The 22,610-nt window shown below is 64.9% G+C and carries 21 protein-coding genes; 11 read left to right on the top strand and 10 right to left on the bottom strand.

Annotated elements, in window-relative coordinates:
* Window positions 1-6: 6 nt before the first annotated feature.
* Window positions 7-855 (bottom strand): TauD/TfdA dioxygenase family protein, encoded by an 849-nt coding sequence (locus tag PO605_RS00345; RefSeq protein WP_016454322.1) that lies wholly within the window; start codon window positions 853-855, stop codon window positions 7-9.
* A 162-nt stretch (window positions 856-1,017) separates the two neighbouring features.
* Here PO605_RS00345 and PO605_RS00340 point away from each other — a divergent pair, with 162 nt between their 5' ends.
* The 3 genes from PO605_RS00340 (at window position 1,018) to nirD (ending at window position 5,167) form a co-directional block, all read left to right on the top strand.
* Window positions 1,018-2,025, top strand: a complete 1,008-nt coding sequence (locus tag PO605_RS00340) for an AraC family transcriptional regulator (protein ID WP_047468011.1) — start codon at window positions 1,018-1,020, stop codon at window positions 2,023-2,025.
* 251 nt (window positions 2,026-2,276) lie between these two features.
* On the top strand, window positions 2,277-4,793 hold the full coding sequence (gene nirB / locus PO605_RS00335) for a nitrite reductase large subunit NirB (protein ID WP_047468025.1): 2,517 nt from the start codon (window positions 2,277-2,279) through the stop codon (window positions 4,791-4,793).
* 32 nt (window positions 4,794-4,825) lie between these two features.
* Window positions 4,826-5,167, top strand: coding sequence for a nitrite reductase small subunit NirD (gene nirD, locus PO605_RS00330; protein WP_047468008.1), 342 nt, complete (start codon window positions 4,826-4,828; stop codon window positions 5,165-5,167).
* Window positions 5,168-5,208: 41 nt separating this feature from the next.
* Here the strand turns inward: nirD and PO605_RS00325 are convergent, their stop codons facing one another.
* On the bottom strand, window positions 5,209-5,979 hold the full coding sequence (locus tag PO605_RS00325) for a hypothetical protein (RefSeq protein WP_231574323.1): 771 nt from the start codon (window positions 5,977-5,979) through the stop codon (window positions 5,209-5,211).
* Window positions 5,980-6,265: 286 nt separating this feature from the next.
* Window positions 6,266-6,526, bottom strand: coding sequence for a hypothetical protein (locus tag PO605_RS00320; RefSeq protein WP_272205756.1), 261 nt, complete (start codon window positions 6,524-6,526; stop codon window positions 6,266-6,268).
* Window positions 6,527-6,536: 10 nt separating this feature from the next.
* On the opposite strand from PO605_RS00320, the gene PO605_RS00315 reads away from it, so the two are divergent.
* The 5 genes from PO605_RS00315 to PO605_RS00295 all read left to right on the top strand — a co-directional run bounded on the left by PO605_RS00315 (window position 6,537) and on the right by PO605_RS00295 (window position 11,347).
* Window positions 6,537-7,064, top strand: a complete 528-nt coding sequence (locus PO605_RS00315) for a low molecular weight protein-tyrosine-phosphatase (protein WP_442855446.1) — start codon at window positions 6,537-6,539, stop codon at window positions 7,062-7,064.
* A gap of 22 nt (window positions 7,065-7,086) precedes the next feature.
* A complete protein-coding gene (locus PO605_RS00310; RefSeq protein ID WP_047468000.1) occupies window positions 7,087-7,854 on the top strand; it encodes a hypothetical protein in 768 nt (255 codons plus the stop codon).
* A 257-nt stretch (window positions 7,855-8,111) separates the two neighbouring features.
* On the top strand, window positions 8,112-8,789 hold the full coding sequence (locus PO605_RS00305) for a hypothetical protein (protein ID WP_272205755.1): 678 nt from the start codon (window positions 8,112-8,114) through the stop codon (window positions 8,787-8,789).
* Between the two features lie 474 nt (window positions 8,790-9,263).
* Window positions 9,264-10,310 (top strand): hypothetical protein, encoded by a 1,047-nt coding sequence (locus tag PO605_RS00300; RefSeq protein ID WP_082001447.1) that lies wholly within the window; start codon window positions 9,264-9,266, stop codon window positions 10,308-10,310.
* Window positions 10,301-11,347 (top strand): hypothetical protein, encoded by a 1,047-nt coding sequence (locus PO605_RS00295; protein WP_197065086.1) that lies wholly within the window; start codon window positions 10,301-10,303, stop codon window positions 11,345-11,347. Before PO605_RS00300 ends, PO605_RS00295 begins: the two co-directional genes overlap by 10 nt.
* A gap of 82 nt (window positions 11,348-11,429) precedes the next feature.
* Here PO605_RS00295 and PO605_RS00290 read toward each other — a convergent pair whose 3' ends face one another.
* The 4 genes from PO605_RS00290 to PO605_RS00275 all read right to left on the bottom strand — a co-directional run bounded on the left by PO605_RS00290 (window position 11,430) and on the right by PO605_RS00275 (window position 15,415).
* Window positions 11,430-13,268 (bottom strand): sensor domain-containing diguanylate cyclase, encoded by a 1,839-nt coding sequence (locus PO605_RS00290; protein ID WP_047467998.1) that lies wholly within the window; start codon window positions 13,266-13,268, stop codon window positions 11,430-11,432.
* Between the two features lie 226 nt (window positions 13,269-13,494).
* Complete coding sequence (locus tag PO605_RS00285) at window positions 13,495-14,160, bottom strand: SCO family protein (RefSeq protein WP_047467997.1); 666 nt, start codon at window positions 14,158-14,160, stop codon at window positions 13,495-13,497.
* A gap of 123 nt (window positions 14,161-14,283) precedes the next feature.
* Window positions 14,284-14,652, bottom strand: coding sequence for a DUF2946 family protein (locus PO605_RS00280; RefSeq protein ID WP_016450071.1), 369 nt, complete (start codon window positions 14,650-14,652; stop codon window positions 14,284-14,286).
* Window positions 14,653-14,677: 25 nt separating this feature from the next.
* Entirely contained in the window at window positions 14,678-15,415 is a 738-nt protein-coding gene (locus PO605_RS00275; protein WP_223275176.1) for a helix-turn-helix transcriptional regulator, read from the bottom strand.
* An 86-nt stretch (window positions 15,416-15,501) separates the two neighbouring features.
* Here PO605_RS00275 and PO605_RS00270 point away from each other — a divergent pair, with 86 nt between their 5' ends.
* Window positions 15,502-16,122: a hypothetical protein gene (locus PO605_RS00270; RefSeq protein WP_026063043.1), complete on the top strand. Its 621-nt coding sequence runs from the start codon at window positions 15,502-15,504 to the stop codon at window positions 16,120-16,122.
* Between the two features lie 108 nt (window positions 16,123-16,230).
* On the top strand, window positions 16,231-16,995 hold the full coding sequence (gene pcaD, locus PO605_RS00265; protein ID WP_016454307.1) for a 3-oxoadipate enol-lactonase: 765 nt from the start codon (window positions 16,231-16,233) through the stop codon (window positions 16,993-16,995).
* Between the two features lie 57 nt (window positions 16,996-17,052).
* Here pcaD and PO605_RS00260 read toward each other — a convergent pair whose 3' ends face one another.
* From PO605_RS00260 to PO605_RS00250, 3 genes are read right to left on the bottom strand one after another with little or no spacing between them, the layout of a single operon-like run.
* Entirely contained in the window at window positions 17,053-18,744 is a 1,692-nt protein-coding gene (locus PO605_RS00260; RefSeq protein WP_272205754.1) for a cobaltochelatase CobT-related protein, read from the bottom strand.
* Window positions 18,734-19,711 carry an AAA family ATPase gene (locus PO605_RS00255; RefSeq protein ID WP_013803829.1) on the bottom strand — a complete coding sequence of 326 codons (978 nt, stop codon included), beginning with the start codon at window positions 19,709-19,711 and terminating at the stop codon, window positions 18,734-18,736. The genes PO605_RS00260 and PO605_RS00255 overlap by 11 nt, the downstream gene beginning before the upstream one ends.
* On the bottom strand, window positions 19,704-20,531 hold the full coding sequence (locus PO605_RS00250) for an IclR family transcriptional regulator (RefSeq protein WP_016450076.1): 828 nt from the start codon (window positions 20,529-20,531) through the stop codon (window positions 19,704-19,706). The genes PO605_RS00255 and PO605_RS00250 overlap by 8 nt, the downstream gene beginning before the upstream one ends.
* 131 nt (window positions 20,532-20,662) lie before the next feature.
* On the opposite strand from PO605_RS00250, the gene xsc reads away from it, so the two are divergent.
* On the top strand, window positions 20,663-22,474 hold the full coding sequence (gene xsc / locus PO605_RS00245; RefSeq protein WP_272205753.1) for a sulfoacetaldehyde acetyltransferase: 1,812 nt from the start codon (window positions 20,663-20,665) through the stop codon (window positions 22,472-22,474).
* The last annotated feature ends 136 nt before the right edge of the window (window positions 22,475-22,610 follow it).

Genomic DNA, 22,610 nt, shown 5'->3' with positions numbered 1-22,610 from the left:
CGTGGTTCAGAAGGTCGGCGTGCCGACGATGCCCGCGCGCTCCATCTTCCGGTGGCTGGGCGGGTAGTCCATGGCCGCGTAGTGCTGGGTGGCGCGGTTGTCCCAGATCGCCACGCTGCCCGCCCGCCAGCGCCAGCGCACCTGGTACTCGGGTATGGCCGCCTGGCCGATCAGGTACTGCAGCAGGCCGGAGGCGCCCTGCGTGAAGTCCTGGCCCACGCGCACATTGGCGGGCGTGTGGAAATTGGTGAAATGCGTGGTGAAGCCGTTCACGAACAGCACCTTCTCGCCGGTCTCGGGATGGGTGCGCACCACGGGATGCTCGGCATCGGGGTACTGGGCCTTGAGCGCCAGCCGCCTTTCGATGGGCATGGCCGCACCGAACGTGCATTCGATGCTGTGGCGCGCGCGCAGCGGCGCGATCAGCGCCTTGACGGCGTCCGGCAGGCGTTCGTAGGCCAGCGCCATGTTGGCCCACAGGGTGTCGCCGCCCACGGGCGGGCATTCCACGCAGTGCAGCACGCAGCCCATGGGCGGCGCCTCGCGCCAGGTGGCATCGCAGTGCCAGGAATTCTCGTAGCGGTCGTTGGGCTGCTCGGGCGTCCTGTAGATGCGCACCAGGCCCGGATGCTCGGGATCGCTGCCGGCCACCGGATGGTCCTCCAGCTCGCCGAAGCGCCGCGCAAAGGCCACGTGCTCGGCGCGCGCCAGGCCCTGGTCGCGCAGGAACAGCACCTTGTGGCGCAGCAGCGCCGCCCGGATCTCCGAGAAAAGCGCGTCGTCGCGCACCGCGTCGGCCAGCCGCACGCCGAGCAATTCGGCGCCGATGGCGCATGTCATGGGCTCTATGCGCATGCCTGTCTCCTGTCATTGTTGTGAAGGCCCGTGGCGGCACGGTCCGCCCGGCGTGGGGCCGGTCTCTGCAATGTAGGAAAACCCGGTTCCGCGGACTATGCAAGCCATGCCATCCTCTTTGCATTTCGTGCCATCAGGCCACGGACTGACAGGAGGGCAAGCATGGTCACCATGGTGCGCGCGGCGGCCTTGACCCATTTTTCGGACGTCATGCGCGAACTGGGCTGCGACCCCGACAAGGCACTGCGCCAGGCCGGCCTGCGGCCCGCGCTGCTGCGCGAGCAGGACCAGCTGATCGACGTGGCCATCGTCGCGCGCCTGCTGGAAGACGCGGCCCAGTCCACGGGCTGCGAGTCCCTGGGCCTGCGCATGGCCCGGCACCGCCAGCTGTCGAGCTTCGGCGCCGTGAGCCTGCTGCTGCAGCACCAGCCCACGCTGCGCCATGCGCTGGACACGCTGGTCGCGCACATGCACCTGGTCAACGAATCGCTGCTGATCCACCTGGAGGATGCAGGGGACATCGTCATCCTGCGCGAGGACTTCGTCCTGCACGGCGCCATGCGCCAGTCCGTGGAACTGGCCATGGGCGTGCTGTGGCGCATGTGCGAGGCATTGCTGCGCGAGCGCTGGCGGCCGCAGGGCGTCAGCTTCAGCCACGCGCCACCGGCCGACCTGTCCGAGCACCGCCGCATGTTCCGCTGCCGCATCACGTTCGGCGCCGAGTTCAACGGCATCGCCTGCCGCGCCACCGACCTGGACGAGCCCAACCCGCTGGCCGACCCCGCGCTGGCGCGCTATGCGCTGCGGCTGGTGGAGGCCATGCCGGCCCACCGTGCCGCCTCCGTGGGCCATCAGGCGCGCCGGGTCATCTACCTGCTGCTGCCCTCGGGCAACGCCACCTGCGCGGGCGTGGCGCAGGGCATGGGGCGCAGCCTGCGCACGCTGCAGCGCGAACTGGACCGAGAGGGCCTGAGCTTCAGCGAGCTGCTGACCGAAGTGCGCCACGAACTGGCCCTGCGCTACCTGGACCATCCCCACTACAGCGTGGGCCAGGTCGCCGCCATGCTCGGCTATGCCAGCCACAGCGCCTTCACGCGCTGGTTCGCTGCGCAATTCGGCTGCGCGCCCGAGGCCTGGCGCAGCCGCGCGCAGGGACTGCCTCGCGCCTGACGCACCCAGCGTTCCTGGCGGACCTGGCGGACCTGGCGCACTTGATCGCACTTGACGCACCACCACGGCGCACCCCGCCCCTGCACGGTGCGGCGGGCGCATTGCGGTGCACGCTGTCTGCGCACCAGACAGCGTGCACCACGGGCAGGCACCGCGCCGCGGTGCTGGCACGGCACTTGCATTGGCAGCCCTGACCCGCCGGCCCTGGCCTGCGGCCCGCAAAACACTGGATGCGCAACGCAGGACGCCAGATGAACATCGTTGTGATCGGCCACGGCATGGTGGGCCACAAATTTCTCGAGCAGCTGCATGCCCTGGGCGTGGCAGACGCGAACGTCACCGTGCTGTGCGAGGAGCCACGCGCCGCCTACGACCGTGTTCACCTGTCGGAATTCTTCTCCGGCAAAAGCGCCGAGGACCTGAGCCTGGTGGCGCCCGGCTTCTTCGAGACCAGCGGCTTCACGCTGCGCCTGGCGGCCAGGGCGGCAGCCGTGGAGCGGCGCGAGCGCACCGTGACCACGGCCGATGGCGAAATCATCCCCTACGACCGGCTGGTGCTGGCCACAGGCTCGGCGCCCTTCGTGCCGCCCGTGCCGGGGCGCGACCGGCCGCACTGCTTTGTCTACCGCACCATCGAGGACCTGGAGGCCATGCAGGCATCGGCCGCGCGCTCCAGAACCGGCGTGGTGGTGGGCGGCGGCCTGCTGGGCCTGGAATGCGCCAAGGCCCTGCGCGACCTGGGCCTGGAGACCCATGTGGTCGAGTTCGCCCCGCGCCTGATGGCCGTGCAGGTGGACGACGGCGGCGGCCGCGTACTGCGCAGCAAGATCGAGGACCTGGGCGTGCAGGTGCACACGGGCCGCAATACGCTGGAGATCACCGACGGCGCCACGGCACGCCACCGCATGGTGTTTGCCGACGGCACGCACCTGGAGACGGACATGATCGTCTTCTCCGCCGGCATACGCCCGCGCGACGAGATCGCCCGCCAATGCGCCCTGGCCATAGGCCCGCGCGGCGGCGTGGCCGTGGACGACCATTGCCGCACCAGCGACCGCAGCGTCTACGCCATTGGCGAATGCGCCTCCTGGCGCGAGCAGACCTTCGGCCTGGTGGCACCCGGCTACGACATGGCGCGCGTGGCGGCACGCCACATTGCGGGCGAGGCCGAGGCCGCCTTCGGTGGGGCCGATCTCAGCACCAAGCTCAAGCTCATGGGCGTGGATGTGGCCAGCATCGGCGACGCACAGGGCAAGACGCCGCGCAGCCGCAACTACCAGTTCATCGACGAGCGCAAGCAGGTCTACAAGAAGATCGTGGTCAGCGAGGACGGCCGCCAGTTGCTGGGCGCCGTGCTGGTGGGCAATGCCGATGAGTACGGCACGCTGCTGCAGATGACGCTCAATGGCATTGCCCTGCCCGAGGAGCCCGAGTTCCTCATCCTGCCCTCCAGCGACGGCAAGGCCAGGCCCGGCCTGGGCGTGGACGCACTGCCCGACACGGCGCAGATCTGCTCGTGCAACAACGTCACCAAGGCGCAGATCTGCGCGGCCGTGGGCGAAGGCGCCTGCACCATGGCCGAGCTCAAGGCCTGCACCCAGGCCGGCGCCACCTGCGGCGGCTGCGTGCCCCTGGCCACCCAGGTCATGAAGGCCGAGATGGCCCGGCGCGGCATGGCCGTCAACAACCATGTCTGCGAGCATTTCCCGCACTCGCGCCAGGAGCTGTACCACCTGGTGCGCGTGGGCGGCATCAAGACCTTCGACGAGCTGCTGCACCGCCACGGCAAGGGCCTGGGCTGCGATGTCTGCAAGCCGCTGGCGGCCAGCATCCTGGCCTCGTGCTGGAACGAGTTCGTGCTGCAGCCGCAGCTGGCCAGCCTGCAGGACAGCAACGACTACTACCTGGGCAACATCCAGAAGGACGGCAGCTACTCCGTGGTGCCGCGCATGCCCGGCGGCGAAGTCACGCCCGACGGCCTGATCGCCGTCGGCCAGGTGGCCAAGAAATACGGCCTGTACACCAAGCTCACGGGCGGCGCCCGCGTGGACCTGTTCGGCGCGCGCGTGGAGCAGCTGCCGCTGATCTGGGAGGAGCTGATCGCGGCCGGCTTCGAGTCCGGCCATGCCTACGGCAAGTCGCTACGCACCGTCAAAAGCTGCGTGGGCTCCACCTGGTGCCGCTACGGCGTGGACGACAGCGTGGGCCTGGCCGTGCAGTTGGAAAACCGCTACAAGGGCCTGCGCGCGCCGCACAAGATCAAGTTCGGCGTCTCGGGCTGCACGCGCGAATGCGCCGAGGCCCAGGGCAAGGACGTGGGCGTGATCGCCACCGACAAGGGCTGGAACCTCTACGTCTGCGGCAACGGCGGCATGAAGCCGCGCCACGCCGAGCTGATCGCCTCCGACCTGTCCAAGGACAGGCTGCTGCAGCTCATCGACCGCTTCCTGATGTTCTACGTGCGCACGGCCGACCGCCTGCAGCGCACCAGCACCTGGCGCGAAAACCTGGAAGGCGGCCTGGACTACCTCAAGGACGTGGTGGTCAACGACAGCCTGGGCCTGGGCGCCGAACTGGAGGCCCAGATGCAGCATGTGGTGGACACCTACCAGTGCGAGTGGAAGACCGCCGTCACCACGCCCGAAGTGCGCCAGCGCTTTCGCAGCTTCATCAACAGCGACCAGCCCGACGAGCACATCGTCTTCGTGCAGGAGCGCGGCCAGATCCGCCCGGCGCGCGCCGAGGAGCGCAGCGAGGCCACGGCCTGACACCCCCTAGAGACCCGCGACAAGGACCCGCCATGGCACATGCCTCCCAAGAACACTGGCTGCCCGTTTGCGCCACCCAGGACATCGTCCCCGACACGGGCGTCTGCGCCCTCGTCCAGGGCCGCCATGTGGCGGTCTTTCGCATCGGCGACGACCGCTTCTACGCCATAGACAACGTGGACCCGCGCTGCGGCGCCAGCGTGCTCGCGCGCGGCCTGGTCGGCAGCCTGGGCGAGCGCGTCGTCGTCGCCTCGCCCATCTACAAGCACCACTTCGACCTGGCCACCGGCGAATGCCTGGAAGCGCCCGAACACTCCGTACGCGCGCATGCGGTGCGCAGCGAGAACGGGCAGTTGATGGTGGCGCTGCATTGAGATTCGTGCGGAGCACAGCCGCGCAGGAAGGTCCTGCGTGCCTAGCTTCCCACACCATCCCTGCGCCGTTGCCACGCTGCAAGACCTGCCACGCCGCCCATCAGCGCCAGCAGCGCAGGCCACCCCAGCAGCGGCACCGCCACCGGGCCGGGCTGCGGGGGAATGTAGGGTTGCATGCTCCAACTGCCTTGGGCAGGCGAAAAAGTGAATCCTGTACCACCAGCAAGCACCTGCCTGCACACATTGCCATTCAACAAGACGCATGTGGTGTCCGAATGGTCACCAGCGATGTCCCCCGAGCCTGAGGCGATATTGAAAACGTCCACCGGCTGGCCTGGGACATGGGGCGCAGCAGGTGAAACCATCGCCAGGTTCCAGGCAGTGATATTGCCGCTGCCATCGGTAGAAACCTTGAAGCGCGGCGGATCACCGATCGAAATACCAGCTAGGATCTGTGCATTGGCCTGCGTATAGGTATTCACGCCGTCGCTGAACGACCAACTGCTGATCGGGTAGGACGTTCCCGGGCCGATGACGATGTCCGTCTGGCTGGCCGGCAGGGACGCAGGCAGGACCATTGAGCCGCTGATGCCCATGGCGGTGGTGTAAGGCGCATGGGCATCGTTGTAGTTGACGCCGACATAGGTGTACTGGGTATCCGCCAATGCGAGGCCAAGGCCCGAGAAGGAAAGGCATACGCTGGCAACTAAAGGCCTTATTCTCATCAATCTTTCCTTCAGTGGCTGAATGAAGATAAAAACAGAATCAATGAAGCAACTATTCCAATCCATTGTCTCGGGAAGACACGTCAAAAATATATCCTGGAAATTTCAGGTATCTCAATTGATTTAATCAATAGAAAACCACGGCCAATTAATGACTGGCGAGCGTTTATGTCTGGAGCGTGTCGTCCACTTTTGCGTGCCCGAGACGTTCGGGCGTGCCGAGCCGGGAAAGCGGCCGCCCATGTTTGATGCCTCGCCTGCGCCGTGATCTAAGCATCCGCACTGGAATGCGAGGTGGCGCTGCATTGGGTTCGGCAGCTGCCCATGGCGCGGACCCCTGACAACCGGCACGACGGTACCCGGGACTGCGGGCTCAGGCGTGAAAGGACAGCAACGCCAGGCACACGATGACCACGATGGCCGCCGTGATGACCATCACCCTGAAGCCGCCGTCGCTGCTGCGCAGCAACCGCAACTCCAGCAGGGCCGCACCCACCCGGGCCATCCAGAAACAAAGCAGTTCCACCATGGGCGCAGCATAGGCGGCCCGGAAGATCAGGTGCGGGGCGTGGAAAATGCCGGCGAGCGCCTGGGCATCGCAGGCCATCCAGATGTCGTGAAGCCCGTTACCCACAGGGAGATTTATGGAACAGATTCGGGAACAGTCAGCTGACCGCAGGCCAGCCACCAAGAGGAAAAGAATCCTCATGGTCTGCACAGGGAACATCTGCCGCAGCCCCACGGCCCACGGCGTGCTCGAGAAAATGGTGGCCGACGCGGGCCTGGCGGGCCGCATCGAAGTGGACTCCGCAGGCACGCACGGCTACCACGTGGGCGAGGCACCCGACCGCCGCTCCCAGGCCCATGCCGCGCGGCGCGGCTATGACCTCTCGCAGCAACGCGCGCGGCAACTGCGGGCCGAGGACTTCACGGCATTCGATCAGGTGCTGGTGATGGATGGCGCCAACGAATCCGCCGCGCGCAGGATCTGCCCCGAGTCCGAATGGCACCGCGTACAGCGGCTGACGGACTTCTGCACCGAGCACTCCGCACGCGAAGTGCCCGACCCCTATTACGGCGGCGACCGGGGTTTCGAGGACGTGCTGGACCTGGTGGAGGACGGCTGCAGGGGGCTGCTGGCCACGCTGGGCATGGCGCCGCAAAAGCGCTGACAAGCCACTGCACTGCGACGATATGCGGGCTCTCATCCTGGTTTTCGGCATCGTGGGCACGGTTCTGTTCGGATCGGCCTTCGTGCTCTCGTTTTCCTCGCCATTGCTGGTCGAGAACCTGGGCAAGGAGATCATCCGCATCGAGATCGAGCACAGGCTGGGCACCCAGCTGGACACGCTGACAGGCTCGCGCATGGCGGACCTGGCCCAGAAAGCGCTTGGCAGGACAGATAGCGAGATCGCCGCAGTGCGGCGCGAGATCGAGGCAGGCATTCCCGACAAGGTGGCCTCGGTCATGACCGACATGCGCCGTGCTGACTGCGAATGCCGCAAGCGCAATGCCGTCTACATGCAGCAGCGCCAAGCCACCCAGCTGGCATCGCTGATCCAGATGCGCGCCCGGCTGGTGGAATTCATCGAGTCGGCCTACCACCAGACCACGGCCAGCCTGCTGCGGGAGTTCAGGATCTTCACTGCGTCCAATGCGCTGGTGTTTCTGGCCCTGACCGGCGTGACGGCGCGACGCAGGCGGGCGGGGCTGCAGCTGGCACTGCCCGCCATCGTGCTGGTGACCGCCTCAGCGGTGACTGCCATGCTGTATCTGTTCGCACAGGACTGGCTGCACACCATTGTGTTTGGCAGCTACATCGGCCTGGCCTACATGGCCTATCTGGCCTTTGCCATCGCGCTGCTGTGCGACATCGCATTCAACCGGGCACGCGTGTGCACACGGGCCATCAACGGCCTTGCGTCGTCTTTTGGCTCGGCATTCGAGGTCTTGCCTTGTTGAGCCCAAGGCCCACCTTGGCCCGGTAACTGCCCCGATCACAGCAGCGGTACGGCCTCCATAGCCCTACCCACCCGCCACCACAATCCGCACCTTGGCCGCGTCGGCACCGAAGGTGTGCGCATGCTGCGGCAATGGATGCGGGGAGATACCGGTGAATCGCCAAGCCTGGATCTGGGTCATGAGCTGGTGGTGCGACAAAGCAATTGACTGGCTGATGCCTGCATATCCATTCGCATATTGAGATAGAGTTCGGCGGCTTGGCCATTCCCGCCCAAGCCCTTCTTCTCCACTGCACCTGTGCAATGGAGATTTTTCATTTCAATCCATCTTCAAAGAACATGAACACCATTGCATTGGGAGGACGCCTGCGGCCGCAAGGCGCAATCCGGACTCGCCGGATCATGGCTGCCTTGCTCGCTGCGAGCGCTGTACTGTGTGTGCCGAACGGAGCATCGGCGGCCGAGAACGATGCACTATCTGCCTCTCTGGCTGCATTCGGTGATGCCGCTGCGGCAAGACGCCTGGAGGACCAGATCGCGGATCTTGTGAAAAAGCGCAATCAGGCGGGCATGACCAAGCTGGTGGGGCAGATCGCGCAGAACGACGGGGCTTTCATGGAAAAGATGGACAGCCTGACGCAGGCCAAAAGCCGCGTTCCAGATCCTGAAATGACCAGGATTGCCATGGCCCTGGGCCCTTGCCACCATGCCGGTTTTCTTCTCCGAAAAATGGCCTTCGCCCTTGCCGATGGTCAGGCAAAGCCCATCATTCGCAATGGGGTGATCATGATTGACGGCACGCACATGGACGATATGTATGCAGAGCAAATGTCGCGCTGTGAAAGGCTGGCAAAGCAGCCCATGCGGAAAATCAAGATAGGCTCCATGTGCTCCGTCAATGGCTCGGGCTGCGACGAGGATCCGGATATGGATTGAAGAGGCCGAGCGCTGAAAAGCGAAAGCAAGAAAAGAAAAGGCCGGGTCTGCCGCCCGGCCTCGGGCTATCAATGGCATGGCGTCGACTTTTGGTTCGACTCTCGAAATTGGGGCTTTCTTAGCCTGCTGGCATTTGCCGCACGCGGAGCGAGCGTCTCGCAACGCCCATTTTTGCTGTTCACAACCGTGAACAGCCCAAACTGCCAAATTGGTTTCGGCAGAGCCTTGTCTGCGGCATTAACGCGATGCCGCCATATGGCTTCACCACCTAGCTCCGCGCACCCGAACTAGGAACACTCCTATTTTTCCTTCAAAAACAAGGAAAAATAGGAGCTGTCTTATTTTCAACGAGACGCATAGAGAATAGCATGAATTCCTCGCGTATGAAAATCCAATCATCTTTAGTTTCTAGGCAATCTACGACATCTATTGCCGCCGCATTCATATATCAACCGAAAATTGAAATGAAATTCCATGCGCAATATAAAATACTATTTCCTTCTTGCATTTCTCATCTATGCAAACAATGTATTTTCAAAAGGATACATTGACAACTATTCGGTCGCAATGGTTACTGGCTGGGCGTGTGATGTCAGATTTCCGAATGACATAGTGGCCGTACACGTTTGGCGCGATGACAACCAATTTCTTGGTGGGAGCAGCGCAAATATAATCAGGGAACCCGCTGTAGGATCGGCTTGCCTTGGCAGCCACAGTGCGCATGGTTTCTCCATACCCATAAATCTTACTGAAGACTTGAAAGACGGACAGGAACACAGAGTTCTAGTTTACTCCATAGGACGTAATGGTTTCGTCGAGCAATTGAACAACTCACCTGTAAAAATCAAGTTCCCTGGCGACGGAATTAAAGAGCGCCCATATTATGTCGGAGACATAGTTGCGAGAAATCTAGATTGGCCAGTTATCGAAGGTGCCGGGCACATCGGAATATGGGATGGAACTTCCGTAATTGAAGTTCTCAACGAGCCGCAGGTTGTTCAGAAAAACAACTACGAGAATTTTTTCAAACGCAGCAAAGTTTGGCCAATAAGCAGAACCAAATGGCCTGACCATAACGTACTCTCTTGCTTCTCTTCTGCATGCACAGAGGATTTTGACAGACCAAGAGCTAACAAGCAATCTTACCCAGCCTTGTATGCGATGGTTGCGAGAGCAAATCAAATATATGTCATAGGTGCAACATATGTTGTGACACCTTACGTTACTCCAGCCGAGCCTACGGTGAATATTCCACCCAGCAGGGACTGGAATAAATACGTAACCTGGCCTCCGACGAAAGGAAGATATCGGTGTGATACTTTTATAACGGATATTATGGGCGCAACGGTTCGAAGTCCTGGATCACATGCTCACTCACACATTCAGGGCCAATGGCTACCTTTACGAATTATTGATGCAAATATAGCCTCATGGTATCAAAAATATATTGATGCGGCAGGAGCCAATGTCAAAGCACCTGCTGCCTTGTATAACAAACTCAAGCAATGGCAATGGCAATGAAGCGAATAATATCTTACTCCATCATTGTCGCCGCATTATATGCAGCCTATCTATTTATAAACGAATCTTTAAAACCGCAGAACCACATCACACCCAATGTAAAGACCGAAATTCTTAATCAACAATCAAAAAGCACAGCAAACGAAGACACACAAAATGCGAATCAAGTCATAGTGGAACAGCAACAATCAAGTGCATCCCAGACTTCCGCATTCATTCAGGATGAAATTGATAGATTTCGCACATCTCTTGCAGATCCGTTATCCCACGATGAGAAATTGCAAGCAACTAACCGGCTTCACAACATCATTCGATCGACCCAACGCAGAGAGGTCAGAGAATCCCTCCGCCAAGAACTGCTTAGCGTCATTGACAGCAACAGATCCAAAGACATAGTCAAATCCGCAATTTTCGACTATACGAGATCACTCAATAGTCTGGATAACGCCTCCGAAGCCATCAGAGTTCTCGACTTGGGACTGAAAAATGGGATCCTGACCACCGCAGAATATGCTGGAGAATCTATACACATGGGTTTTCTTTTTGACGACAAAGCGATGATCAAAAACGGTTTAAACACAGGGGACGAATATTCAAATATTGTGCTATACAATTACATATCCGGCATAACAGAAAGCAACAGAAAAAAGATCATAGATCACGAACTATTGGTTTACATAAACAGCCATCCCATCAAATTTTCCGGCGCTCCTTTCAGTTTCAGCCTGACAGAAGCCATTCAATACAATGAATGGGCCATGGCCAAAGCAAACGTTGAGTCAATCCTCAATGGGGCAGATCCCGTGGATATTCTTTCTGCCCCCTTCAAAAATCCACTCATAGATCCCAGAGAGCTGCTGGCGCTATCCATTTCTCCGGATATTGGATTAAAAATCATGAAGAAAGTGATAGCAAGCAAAGATCACCAAATAGGCCTTGAGAATCTTGATAAGTTCATGACCAGCTATTCTTATATACCCGCCATAAAATCTGCATCGGAAAATATGGAGCGCCATAAGACAGGCTTGGAGAAGTGATCTCTCCATCAGAGCTTCCCCAAAGAGAGACTCCACAATCCAATTTTCGGATTTATCCGAGGGATTACCATATTTTCCGCCTCTACTCCTCCGCCACCACCACCCTCCCCTTGCCCGCGCGCTTGGCCGCATACATGGCCTCGTCGGCGCGCTGCAGCAGCTGGGTGGTGTTTTCCCGGGCGGTATTGAGGGCGATGCCGATGCTGGCGCCGACCTGGACGGTGGCACCGTTTTCCAGGCGGATGGGCTGGCAGATGGAGGCCAGGCAGCGCTGCATGGCCTGAAGGGCGTCGTTGGCCGAGGCCAGTTCGCCCAGCAGCAGCACGAATTCGTCTCCACCCATGCGGGCCACGCAGTCGGTTTCGCGGGCCTGGGTGGTGAGGCGGCGGGCGACGATGCGCAGCACTTCGTCGCCGGCATCGTGGCCTTCGGTATCGTTGATCTGCTTGAAGCCGTCCAGGTCCATGAAGCAGACGGCCAGTTGCCCCGGTCCGCAGGCCTGGGCCAGTTCGCGCTGCAGCCGGGCCTGCAGTGCGCGGCGGTTGGCCAGGCCGGTCAGCACGTCGTGCAGCGCCTGGTGCTGTGCGGCTTGCTCGTCACGCTTGAGCGCGTCTATGTCCACGAAGACCCAGATCGATTCGCCGTGGGCCAGGCCTGCGCCGCTGACATCGACCCAGAGCAGGCTGCCATCGCTGGTCTTCAGCTGCATCTGGGCATGGCATTTGCCGCTGGAGCGCAGTGCACCATAGGCCAGCTCGCCGGAGCGTTCATAGGTTTCCTCATCCGGGTAGAGGATGCGCGCCGAGGTGCCCTGCAGCTCGCCGGTCGGGCGCTTGAGCATGCGCTGCAGGGCCTGGTTGGTCCACAGCAGCCGGCGCTCGCGCAGGCGGGCGATGCCGATGAGGTCGTTGTCCATGAACAGTTCCTGCTGGCGCAGCAGCTCGGCAAGCCGGATGCGCGCCACGCGCTCGCGCTGCTGCAGCAGGTAGAGGCTGACCGAGCCCAGCGCGATCAGTGCCATGCTGAGACCCGTGAGTGCCCAGGCGCGCCAGGCCGATGCACGCCATGCGGCCAGGTAGCTTTGTGTGCCCAGGCCCGTGAAGACGGTCAGGGGATAGCCGGCCAGCCGCTGGTAGGCCGTGATGCGCTCCACGTCGTCCATCACCGTGGGCGTGATGTACCAGCCGCTGTCCCGGTTGCCGGCCAGGGCATGGTGGTACTCGCTGGAGACCGCAGAGCCGCCAATGCCGGCCACGGACCACGGATCGGCCGCCGAGTAGCGGGCCACCAGCAGGTCCTTGTCCGAGCGCAGCGCAATGGCGCTGTCGGGCCCGAAGGCCTGGCGACGGAACAGCGACTGGAAATGCGTGGCCGAGACCACGGCATAGACGATGCCCTTGAAATCCCCGTCCCCGGACTGCAGCCGGCGTGCCATCACGATGGCCCATTTGTTGAAGGAATGGCTGACCAGCGGATCGGAGATCACCATGCGGTCGGAGTGGCGCGCGCGCTCGAAGTAGCTGCGGTCGGCCACGGAAAACGGGGGCTCTTCCTCGTTGGCCGTCAGCAGCACCTGGCCCTTGGCGTCGGTCACGCGCAGCGCGGTGACAAAGGGCAGCAGGGCACGCTGCTCCTGCAGGATTTCATAGAGGGCGAGGGCCGCCACATCGTCGCCGTCCAGACCCCGGCTGCGGTAGCGGCCTGCCACGGTGGCCAGTGCGTTGTCCACCAGCCGCATCTCGGCCGTCAGCTCCAGGCTCAGGCTGCGGGCCTGGTTCCGGGTGACGGCCACGCCCAGGTCCAGGTCGGCCTGGTGGTTGGCGCGCAGGCTCAACCAGGTGGCCAGGCCCAGCAGGCCGGCCACCAGCAGGTTGCCGAGCACCAGGCGCAGGAGCACCTTGTCGGAAAGAAGCCTCTTCATGGCGCTAGGTGTCCCTTTCCGTCTGGCTGGATGAGCGTCCGGGTGGATGGAGCCGCACATTTTTAGCACAAGGACGGGACGATCCAGACAAGGTTTTGACCGATGGCAACGGCGCTCGCGCCGCTGGCGTACCTTCACCTCCGCAAGAATGGTCGCTGCCTGGGCCAGGGCGGAGGCTGCTGCGCAAAGGCCTGTTGCGCCGGCCACCTGAGAAAGTGCAGAGCCGTCATGCAGCCTGCAGGATCTGGCGCAGATCGGCCGCGCAGTCCTGCGCGTCCTGCTCATGGCGGAACGCCACGCGCAGCCGGCCCTCGGGATCGAAGACATAGGTGATGGCCGAGTGGTCCATGGTGTAGGACGCCCCCGTGGGCACCTTCTTGTAGAAGACCTTGAATTCCCTGGCGACCTCGGCCGTCTGCGTCTCGTCGCCGCACAGCGCGACAAAGCCGGGATCGAAGGCGCCCACATAGGCCTTGAGCACCTCGGGCGTATCGCGCTCGGGGTCGATAGTGATGAAGGCCACGGCCAGGCGGGCACCATCGGCGCCCAGCAGCTGGCGTATTTCCAGGGCGCGCGTCAGCGCCGTGGGGCAGACATCGGGGCATTGGGTGAAGCCGAAAAAGACCATCAGGGCCTGGCCCTTGAAGTCGGCCAGCGTGCGCTCGCGGCCATCGGCATCGCGCAGGCGGAAGTCCCGGCCGTACTGGGCGCCGGTCAGGTCTATGCCCTTGAACGGTACGGCGGCGGGCTTGCAGCCGGCCAGCAGCGCCAGTGCGGCCAGGCCGCCGCCAAGGCAGGCACGGCGAGACAGGGCGACGGAAGCAACGGATGGGAGGGTCGAAGAAAAATCGGCGGCGCGCTGCGGCGCCGCATGGCAATCGGAACGGAACATGGCATCCCTGCGTGGAATCTTGGCGAAGCCGCACCGCCAAGGCTGCGCCCGGCCGGTGCGGCAATGTTCTGAGACAGGCCAGCGGCCAGACAGCGCGGGACAGCGCTGCAAGCAGCCAAGGGCTCAGGCGATCAACAGCAACAAGGGAGGCCCGCGCGGCGGCAGCGGCGCGCCGACCAGGGAGGCAATGCGGGCAGAGACGATGGGCTGCAGCGCGCGGCCCATCGGCTGCAGTTGCGCCCAGGAGGGAGGGACATGCGCCGGCGGCGGCGTCACCGCCAGGCATAGAGGGCAGTCCAGCGAATGCTGGGCAGACACCGCCTGTCCTTCTTCACCGTTGACCACGACCAGCCTGACGCTGCCGCCAGCCGTGCAGACCAGCTCCATGGCCTGGGGGTGCACCAGGGGCGATGCAATGGCCAGGCCCAGCGTCAGCGCGAACCACGCCATGACCAGGCGGGCCAGTGGGACGGAGTTGCGCAGGGCTTGCATGGCTGGGGATTATGGGGGCAGGCCGTCACAGGGCCACGCCGACCTCGTCGCAGGCGGCCCAAAACCGGGCCGGGTCGCGCACCTGAAAGCGCTGTCCGCCGCGACGCGCCTGCACGATGCGGTCCAGCCGGAAGGTGCGCACGCCCTCGCGCTCGCAGTCCCAGGCCAGCAGGTACCAGAACGGCCAGGCCAGCAGCAGACATTGCGGCTCCACCACGCGCTCGCTGCGGCGCTGGCGTCCGTCCAGGTAGGTCAAGGCCAGCATCCATTGCTGTGCAAAAGCCTGGTAGACGCTGGCGCGCGCCTCCACGCCCTGCGCACGCTCGCGCAGCGAAGCCTGGACTTCGACCGACACCGGCGAGGCCACGCGGATGCGCTGGCGCAGTTGCGCGATATCTGCGCGATCGGCCGGCGCAAAGCAGCGCGCGAACTGGCGGCGCAGTTCGCCATGACGCCCCGCCAGCGACAGGCCCAGGGCTTCCGACAGCGCCAGGGACATCAGCAGCTCCAGTGCGTCGTCACCCCGCAGGGTCACGCGGCCGGAGGGCCAGCGATGGACCACGCGGACACCGCCGCCCCTGCCCGAGGAGCTGTCCAGCTCCCAGCCCTGCTGCCTGAGCAACGACAGGTCGCGCGCCAGCGTGCGCTGGCTGACGCCCAGTTCCTCGGACAGCGCCGCCACGCCGTGCACGGCGCCATCGGACAGGCGCTGGGAAAGGGCGTCAAGCCGGGACAGACGGGCGGGCAGCGTGCGCGGTTTCATGGCCGGCATCATGGCGCAATTGACAGCCATTGAATGGCAGCGATGCAGGGACCATGGGCGGCATGTTCAATCCACGGAGAAATGCCATGCAAGTCATCGAATGGGCAGCGTTCAGCCTGCTGCCCGGTGTGACGGAAAACACCCTGCTGCAAGCCGCCAGCGCCATGCAGCACCAGTTCCTGGATGTGCAGGGCGGATGCCTGTCACGCCATCTGGTCCAGCTGGGCCAGGGGCGCTATGCGGATGTCGTCACCTGGCAATCACAGGAGGCTGCCCGTGCCGCCCTAGCGCAGGCCGGCCGGTCGGCTGCCTGCGCGGCCTACTTCGGGCTGATGCGCGTGGAGCATCCTCCCTTGCTGGGCGCCAGCGTGTTCAGCCACGGCGGGGAACATGGACTGCCGCAGGGCATGGAGTTCTCGTTGTTCCGGCTGCGCCCCGGCGCCGATTCCCATGCCTTGGCCGCCGCCGCGCACCGCATGGCCGATGGCCTGTACCGGAATGAGCCCGGCTTCACGGCCCATGGCGTGATGCGCAGCGCCCACGACCCCGGCCTGTATGCCGACGTGGTGCTGGCCGATAGCGCCGGCCGCGCCCACCAGCTGTGCAGCAAGTGGGGCCAGGGACCGTTCGATCCGGCCTGCCAGGACTATCTGGAACTGATCGCGCCGGGGTCGGCACAGCTGCAGTTCTGGGACAGGGTGGCCTGAGCGCTGCCATCGCCGCGCCTTGGCCGGATGCCGGATATGCGTGGTATCCGTATCCGCCAGCCTGCACCGGCCATCCCATAATCGCCTTTTCCCCAAGCAGTGACCGCCATGTCGAAACTCCATGTTGTGCAGCAGGGCCAAGGCCCGGCCCTCGTTCTGAGCCACGCGCTCGGTTGTGACCTCCAGATGTGGGACGGCGTGGCCCAGGCCCTGCAAGACCGCTTCACCGTGGTGCGCTACGACCACCGGGGCCATGGCCGCTCGCCCGCCATCGGCGAGGCCTTCGACATGAACGACCTGGCAGACGACGCCGCTGGCGTGATCGAGGCGCTGGGCCAGGGGCCGGTGCACTTCGTGGGCCTGTCCATGGGCGGCATGACGGCCCAGGCCCTGGCAGCGCGTCATCCGGCGCTGGTGCGCAGCATCACCGTCGCCAATTCGGCCAGCTACTACGACGAGGCCGCGCGCGCAGGCTGGCAGGCGCGCATTGCCACGGTGCGCGCCCAGGGCGTGGCCGCGATTGCCGATGGCGCCATGCAGCGCTGGTTCACGCCCGAATTCCGCGCCGGGCAGGCCGCCCGAGTGGCAGCCTTGCGCGCCGGGCTGGAGGCCACGGCGGCCGCGCCCTATGCGGCGGCCTGTGCGGCCGTGGGCGGCATCGATCTGCGCGAGAGCAACCGGCGCATCGCCTGCCCCGCGCTGGTCATTGCAGGCAGCCGCGACGAGGCCACGCCCCCTTCCCTGTCCGAAGACATGCAGGCGCAGATTCCGGGCGCGCAGCTGGTGTCGCTGCCCGCCGCGCATTTGAGTGCCGTGGAAATGCCCGCGGAGTTTGCGCAGTTGGTGAGCGACTTTGTCGCGCAGATCCGCTAGATCTGCCGCCCTGCCCGGACGGAATGGTCGCTGAGCGAAGCCGCTAGCAGGCCGGCATCACGGCCGGCAGATCAACTCCGCCACGTCCATCAGCAAGGCCTCATCGATCTGCTCGCGCAGGTCCACGGCCAGCCTGCGCCGGTAGAACACGCCCAGGTCCAGGCCCACGCCCAGCGCGCGGATCTGCACATCGCCCGCGCGCTCGTGCCGGGCGATGACCTGGCGCAGGTGCTGGTCCAGATAGTGCTCGTCGTTGGCCTGGTGCGTGGCCGTGTCCATGGGGCAGCCGTCCGAGATGACGAGCAGGATGCGGCGCTGCGCGGGCCGCGCCAGCAGCCGCTCGCAGGCCCATTCCACGGCCTCGCCGTCCACGCCCTCGCGAAACAGGTCGGGCCTGCGCAGCGCGGCAACGCCGTGGCGGGCGTGGCGCCAGGGTCTGGCGGCATCCTTGAAGACGATGTGCAGCCGCTCGTTGAGCCGGCCCGGGATGTGGGGCTGGCCCGCGCGCTGCCAGTCGCGGCGGGCGCGGCCGCCGTTCCAGGCCTGGGTGGAAAAGCCCAGCACGTCCACCGGCACGCCGGCCATGGACAGCGCGCGGCCCAGCAGGTCCACCAGCAGGGACAGCGGGCGCGCATGCGCCTTCATCGAGCCCGAGCAGTCCAGCAAGATGGCCACGGCCGCATCGCTGACGGGGCGCGGCAACTCGTTCCTGAAGATGGCGCGCTGCTGCGGATCGCTGACCAGTTGCGCCAGCCGGCTTGCATCCAGGTGCCCATCCTCCAGGCCGAACTGCCAGCCGTCGTGGCGCGGCACGGCCAGGCGCTGCTGCAGGTGGCGGGCCAGCCGGCCCGCATGCAAGCCGCTGCGCGCCAGTTCCTCATCCATCTGCTCGCGGAACTCGGCCAGTTGCGCGGCGCGGATCAGCTCGGTGGCCTGCGCCTCGCGGTCATAGGCGCGCGTGAACACGCGGTAGCTGTGGGCCGAGCCGGCCCAGGCGCGGCTGTCGCCGCTGAGCGCCACGGGCGGCGCATCCAGGCTTTGCGATTCAAAGTGCAGCGGCAGCGCGAAACTGCCCCGCCGGCGCGGCCCGCCAGCGCCGCGCGGCGCCTCTTCCTGGGCTGACCGCACGGCCTGGCCCACCCAGCGGCTGATGGCCAGGGCCGGCGCAATGAAGGCCTGCTGGTCCTGCCGGTGGCGGCGCAGCAGGGCCCACTGCGCGCCCAGTTGCGCCGACAGGCCGGCGCGCGTGGCCTCGGCCAGGTCGGCCAGGGCATCGGGCGGCTCATGGCAGCTCAGGCGGCTCCAGGCGGTCAGCGCCACGGTGAACAGCAGGATGCCCAGGCTGCTTTCGGTCAGGCCCGAATCGGCAAAGGCCTGGCTCCAGTGCACAAAGCGCGCATGCAGGTTGGCGCGCGCGCCGGGCCATTCCTCGGGCGCCAGGCTTTCCACGCGCAACTGCTCCAGCAGTTCGAACACCAGCCGCTCCACCGGGTCGCCGGGCAGGTGGCGTGCGTGCAGCGCGGCATCGCTCAGGCGCAGGCGCAGGCTGGCGCCGTCGAGCAGGCCGCGCTGGTCGGCCAATCGGGCCGGCACATCGACCTGGTGGGCCGCTGCCAGCACCACGGGCGCCGTGCCCCGGTACAGCGTCTGCCCGCTCCATTGCAGCGAGGCATCGCCCGCCATGGCGCGCAGCAGCGCGCCGCCCCAGGCCTCCATGCGCGCCAGCGAGGGGGATGCCTCAGCAGGCATGGGCGGGCTCGTCGCGCAGCGCCAGTTCCTGGCCGAAGCAGCGCTGGAAGTACTCGGCCACGATGGCCCGCTCGGCCGGTTCGCACTTGTTGAGGAAGGACAGCTCGAAGGCCAGCCGCAGGTCATGGAAGATCTGCGCGTTCTCGGCCCAGGTGATGACGGTGCGCGGCGACATCAGCAGCGACAGGTCGCCCACCGCAAAGCCCTTGCGCGTGAGCGCGGCCAGCGCCACCATGGCGGCCACCTGCTCGCGCCCCTGCGGCGTGGCCAACTGCGGCACGCGCGCCAGCACGATGGCGGCTTCCTCGGCCGGTGCCAGGTAGTCCAGGCTGGTGACCAGGTTCCAGCGGTCGAGCTGGGCGTGGTTGAGCATCTGCGTGCCGTGGTACAGGCCGCTGAGGTTGCCCTGGCCCAGGGTGTTCATGGTGGCGAAGAGGCGGAACTGCGCATGCGGCTGGAGCACGCGCTTTTGGTCCAGCAGGGTGAAGCTGCCCTCGCGTTCGAGCACGCGCTGGATGACGAACATCACGTCGGGCCGGCCCGCGTCGTATTCATCGAAGACCAGGGCCACGGGCCGCTGCAGCGCCCAGGGCAGGATGCCTTCCTGGAACTGCGTGACCTGGCGGCCCTCCTGCAGCACGATGGCGTCCTTGCCCACCAGGTCCAGCCGGCTGATGTGGCCGTCGAGGTTGACGCGCACGCAGGGCCAGTTCAGCCGCGCCGCCACCTGCTCGATATGGGTGGACTTGCCCGTGCCGTGCAGCCCCTGGATGACCACGCGCCGGTTGTGCGCAAAGCCCGCCAGGATGGCCAGCGTGGCCTGCGGGTTGAAGCGGTAGGCCGGGTCCACGGCCGGCACATGCTCGCTGCGTTCGGCAAAGGCCGGCACCTGCATGTCGGTGTCCAGGCCGAAGGTCTCGCGCACGCCAAGCGTGCGCGTGGGATGCATCAGGGTCAGCTCAGTCATCGTCAGGGGCTCCCGGGGGGACTTCGTCGTTGATGCGCGCAATCGCCTCGGCCGCCGCGCGCAGTTGGGGAAGAAAGGACAGCGCACGTTCGCGCGGGAAACGCATGATGGGCGCCTGCACGGCCAGCCCCATGTTGGAGGGGCCGCCCTGGATGGAGGGCACGAGCACGCCCAGGCACAGCAGGCCGGGCAGGAATTCCTCGTTGTCGAAGGCATGGCCCTGGGCGCGCACCTGGTCCAGCTCGGCGTCCAGCGCGTCGAAGGCCGTCAACGTATTGGCCGTGAAGCCTTCCAGCGGCACGGCCGACAGCAGCCGCCTGCGCTGCGCGGGCGCCATCTGGCTCAGGAACAGCTTGCCCGTGGCCGAGCAATGGGCCGGCACGCGCGAGCCCGGGTGCAGATAAAAGCGCAGCGGCGCGGGCGTTTCCACCCGGTCCAGGTAGAGCACTTCGCTGCCCGAGAAGGCGGTGATGTTGCAGCTCTCGCCGATGTCGCGCACCAGTTGCGCCAGCACCGCGTGGCGCGCGCCATGCGTGGTGTTGTTGAGCAGCACGCTTTCGGCCAGCCGCATCAGGCGCCGCCCCGTGCCGTAGTGCCGGCCATTGCCCTCGCGCTGCAGGATGCCCGCGCCTTCGAGCTGCTGGAGCATGCGGTGCATGGTGGGCTTGGGCAGGCCTGTCTCCTCGACCATGGTCTGCAGCGTGAAGGGCTCGTTCTTCTGCGCAATGGCCTCCAGCAGCGCGAACAGCCGCAGGTTGGGGGTATCGCCATCGATACGGGCAGGGACAGGGTCTCGGGTGTTCATGGTGTTGGCCATCATATGTTTTTCAATTTTTCGAGTCAATTTGTTCCGAAAAAAGAAATTTGTTTGACATCCAGGTGAAATCACACCTAGACTTGCGCCGTAATTTCTTTTTTCGGAACTTAAAGTTCCATTTTCAAGGAGACAACATGACTGCAGCCAACAATCGTACGGTGGTCGAAGGCGTCCAGAAGATGACCCCTTCCGAAGCCTTTGTGGAGACCTGCGTGGCCAACGGCGTCACGGAGATGTTCGGCATCATGGGCTCGGCCTTCATGGATGCCATGGACATCTTCGCGCCCGCCGGCATCCGCCTGATCCCCGTGGTGCACGAGCAGGGCGCGGCCCACATGGCCGACGGCTATGCGCGCGTCTCGGGCCGCCACGGCGTGGTGATCGGCCAGAACGGCCCCGGCATCAGCAACTGCGTGACCGCCATTGCTGCCGCCTACTGGGCCCACAGCCCCGTGGTCATGATCACGCCCGAGACCGGCACCATGGGCATGGGCCTGGGGGGCTTCCAGGAAGCCAACCAGCTGCCCATGTTCCAGGAGTTCACCAAGTACCAGGGCCATGTCTGCAACCCCAAGCGCATGGCCGAGTTCACGGCCCGCTGCTTTGACCGCGCCATCTCCGAGATGGGCCCTACCCAGCTGAACATTCCGCGCGACTACTTCTATGGCGAAGTGCAGTGCGAAATCCCCAAGCCCATGCGTGTGGAACGCGGCTCGGGCGGCGAAAACAGCCTGCAGGCCGCCACGGAACTGCTGGCCACGGCCAAGTTCCCCGTGATCCTGGCCGGCGGCGGCGTGGTCATGGGCGATGCGGTCGAGGAGTGCAGGCAGCTGGCCGAGCGCCTGGGCGCCCCCGTGGTCACGGGCTATCTGCGCAATGACGCCTTCCCCGCCAAGCACCCGCTGTGGGCCGGCCCGCTGGGCTACCAGGGCTCCAAGGCCGCGATGAAGCTCATCGCCCAGGCCGACGTGGTGATCGCGCTGGGCTCGCGCATGGGCCCCTTCGGCACCCTGCCCCAGCACGGCATGGACTACTGGCCCAAGAACGCCAAGATCATCCAGGTCGAGGCCGACCACACCAACCTGGGCCTGGTCAAGAAGATCTCGGTGGGCATCCACGGCGACGCCAAGGCCGTGGCACGCGAGCTGGGCCGCCGCCTGCAGGGCCAGACCCTGGCCTGCGACGCCACCAAGGCCGCGCGCGCCGACACCATCGCCACCGAGAAGGCGGCCTGGGAAAAGGAGCTGGACGAGTGGACGCATGAGCGCGACCCCTACAGCCTGGACATGATCGAAGAGGCCAAGGGCGAGCGCACGCCCACGGGCGGCAAGTACCTGCACCCGCGCCAGGTGCTGCGCGAGCTGGAAAAGGCCATGCCGCCGCGCGTGATGGTCTCCACCGACATCGGCAACATCAACTCCGTGGCCAACAGCTACCTGCGCTTCGACGAGCCGCGCAGCTTCTTCGCGCCCATGAGCTTCGGCAACTGCGGCTATGCCCTGCCCACCATCATCGGTGCCAAGTGCGCGGCGCCCGACCGCCCGGCCATCGCCTACGCCGGCGACGGCGCCTGGGGCATGAGCATGGTGGAGATCATGACCGCCGTGCGCCATGACATTCCCGTCACGGCCGTGGTCTTCCACAACCGCCAGTGGGGCGCCGAGAAGAAGAACCAGGTGGACTTCTACAACCGCCGCTTCGTGGCCGGCGAGCTGGAAAGCGAGAGCTTCGCAGCCATTGCCAGCGCCATGGGCGCCGAGAGCATCGTGGTCGACCACATCGAGGACGTGGGCCCGGCGCTGAAGAAGGCCATCGACCTGCAGATGAACCACGGCAAGACCTGCGTGATCGAGGTGATGTGCACGCGCGAACTGGGTGACCCGTTCCGCCGCGATGCGCTCTCCAAGCCCGTGCGCTTCCTCGAAAAGTACAAGGACTTTGTCTAACCCCCTGAGGCGCTGACGCGCCTTCCCCCTCTCTACCCGCTGCGCGGGGGAGGGGGACGACACCCTCGGTGCGGGGCGGCCCTTCCTCGGTGTCCCTGGGATGGGCCGCGCCGGTTTCATGCGCCTGGGTGAAGCG

This window comes from Delftia sp. DT-2, assembly GCF_028401915.1.
Lineage (GTDB): Bacteria > Pseudomonadota > Gammaproteobacteria > Burkholderiales > Burkholderiaceae_C > Comamonas > Comamonas tsuruhatensis.
The sequence above is the reverse complement of the archived record's forward strand: the minus strand, read 5'-3'. Positions and strand labels throughout refer to the sequence as shown.

Bases quoted from the DNA above. Each gene is read 5' to 3' on its own strand.
- PO605_RS00270 (WP_026063043.1), top strand. From the start codon at position 15,502: ATGCAAGTCATCGAATGGGCAGCGTTCAGCCTGCTGCCCGGTGTGACG.
- PO605_RS00290 (WP_047467998.1), bottom strand. From the start codon at position 13,268: ATGAAGAGGCTTCTTTCCGACAAGGTGCTCCTGCGCCTGGTGCTCGGC.
- PO605_RS00260 (WP_272205754.1), bottom strand. From the start codon at position 18,744: ATGCCTGCTGAGGCATCCCCCTCGCTGGCGCGCATGGAGGCCTGGGGC.
- PO605_RS00250 (WP_016450076.1), bottom strand. From the start codon at position 20,531: ATGATGGCCAACACCATGAACACCCGAGACCCTGTCCCTGCCCGTATC.
- nirB (WP_047468025.1), top strand. From the start codon at position 2,277: ATGAACATCGTTGTGATCGGCCACGGCATGGTGGGCCACAAATTTCTC.
- pcaD (WP_016454307.1), top strand. From the start codon at position 16,231: ATGTCGAAACTCCATGTTGTGCAGCAGGGCCAAGGCCCGGCCCTCGTT.
- PO605_RS00255 (WP_013803829.1), bottom strand. From the start codon at position 19,711: ATGACTGAGCTGACCCTGATGCATCCCACGCGCACGCTTGGCGTGCGC.
- xsc (WP_272205753.1), top strand. From the start codon at position 20,663: ATGACTGCAGCCAACAATCGTACGGTGGTCGAAGGCGTCCAGAAGATG.
- PO605_RS00310 (WP_047468000.1), top strand. From the start codon at position 7,087: ATGCGGGCTCTCATCCTGGTTTTCGGCATCGTGGGCACGGTTCTGTTC.
- PO605_RS00275 (WP_223275176.1), bottom strand. From the start codon at position 15,415: ATGAAACCGCGCACGCTGCCCGCCCGTCTGTCCCGGCTTGACGCCCTT.
- PO605_RS00295 (WP_197065086.1), top strand. From the start codon at position 10,301: ATGGCAATGAAGCGAATAATATCTTACTCCATCATTGTCGCCGCATTA.
- PO605_RS00300 (WP_082001447.1), top strand. From the start codon at position 9,264: ATGCGCAATATAAAATACTATTTCCTTCTTGCATTTCTCATCTATGCA.
- PO605_RS00345 (WP_016454322.1), bottom strand. From the start codon at position 855: ATGCGCATAGAGCCCATGACATGCGCCATCGGCGCCGAATTGCTCGGC.
- nirD (WP_047468008.1), top strand. From the start codon at position 4,826: ATGGCACATGCCTCCCAAGAACACTGGCTGCCCGTTTGCGCCACCCAG.
- PO605_RS00340 (WP_047468011.1), top strand. From the start codon at position 1,018: ATGGTCACCATGGTGCGCGCGGCGGCCTTGACCCATTTTTCGGACGTC.
- PO605_RS00315 (WP_442855446.1), top strand. From the start codon at position 6,537: ATGGAACAGATTCGGGAACAGTCAGCTGACCGCAGGCCAGCCACCAAG.
- PO605_RS00285 (WP_047467997.1), bottom strand. From the start codon at position 14,160: ATGTTCCGTTCCGATTGCCATGCGGCGCCGCAGCGCGCCGCCGATTTT.
- PO605_RS00280 (WP_016450071.1), bottom strand. From the start codon at position 14,652: ATGCAAGCCCTGCGCAACTCCGTCCCACTGGCCCGCCTGGTCATGGCG.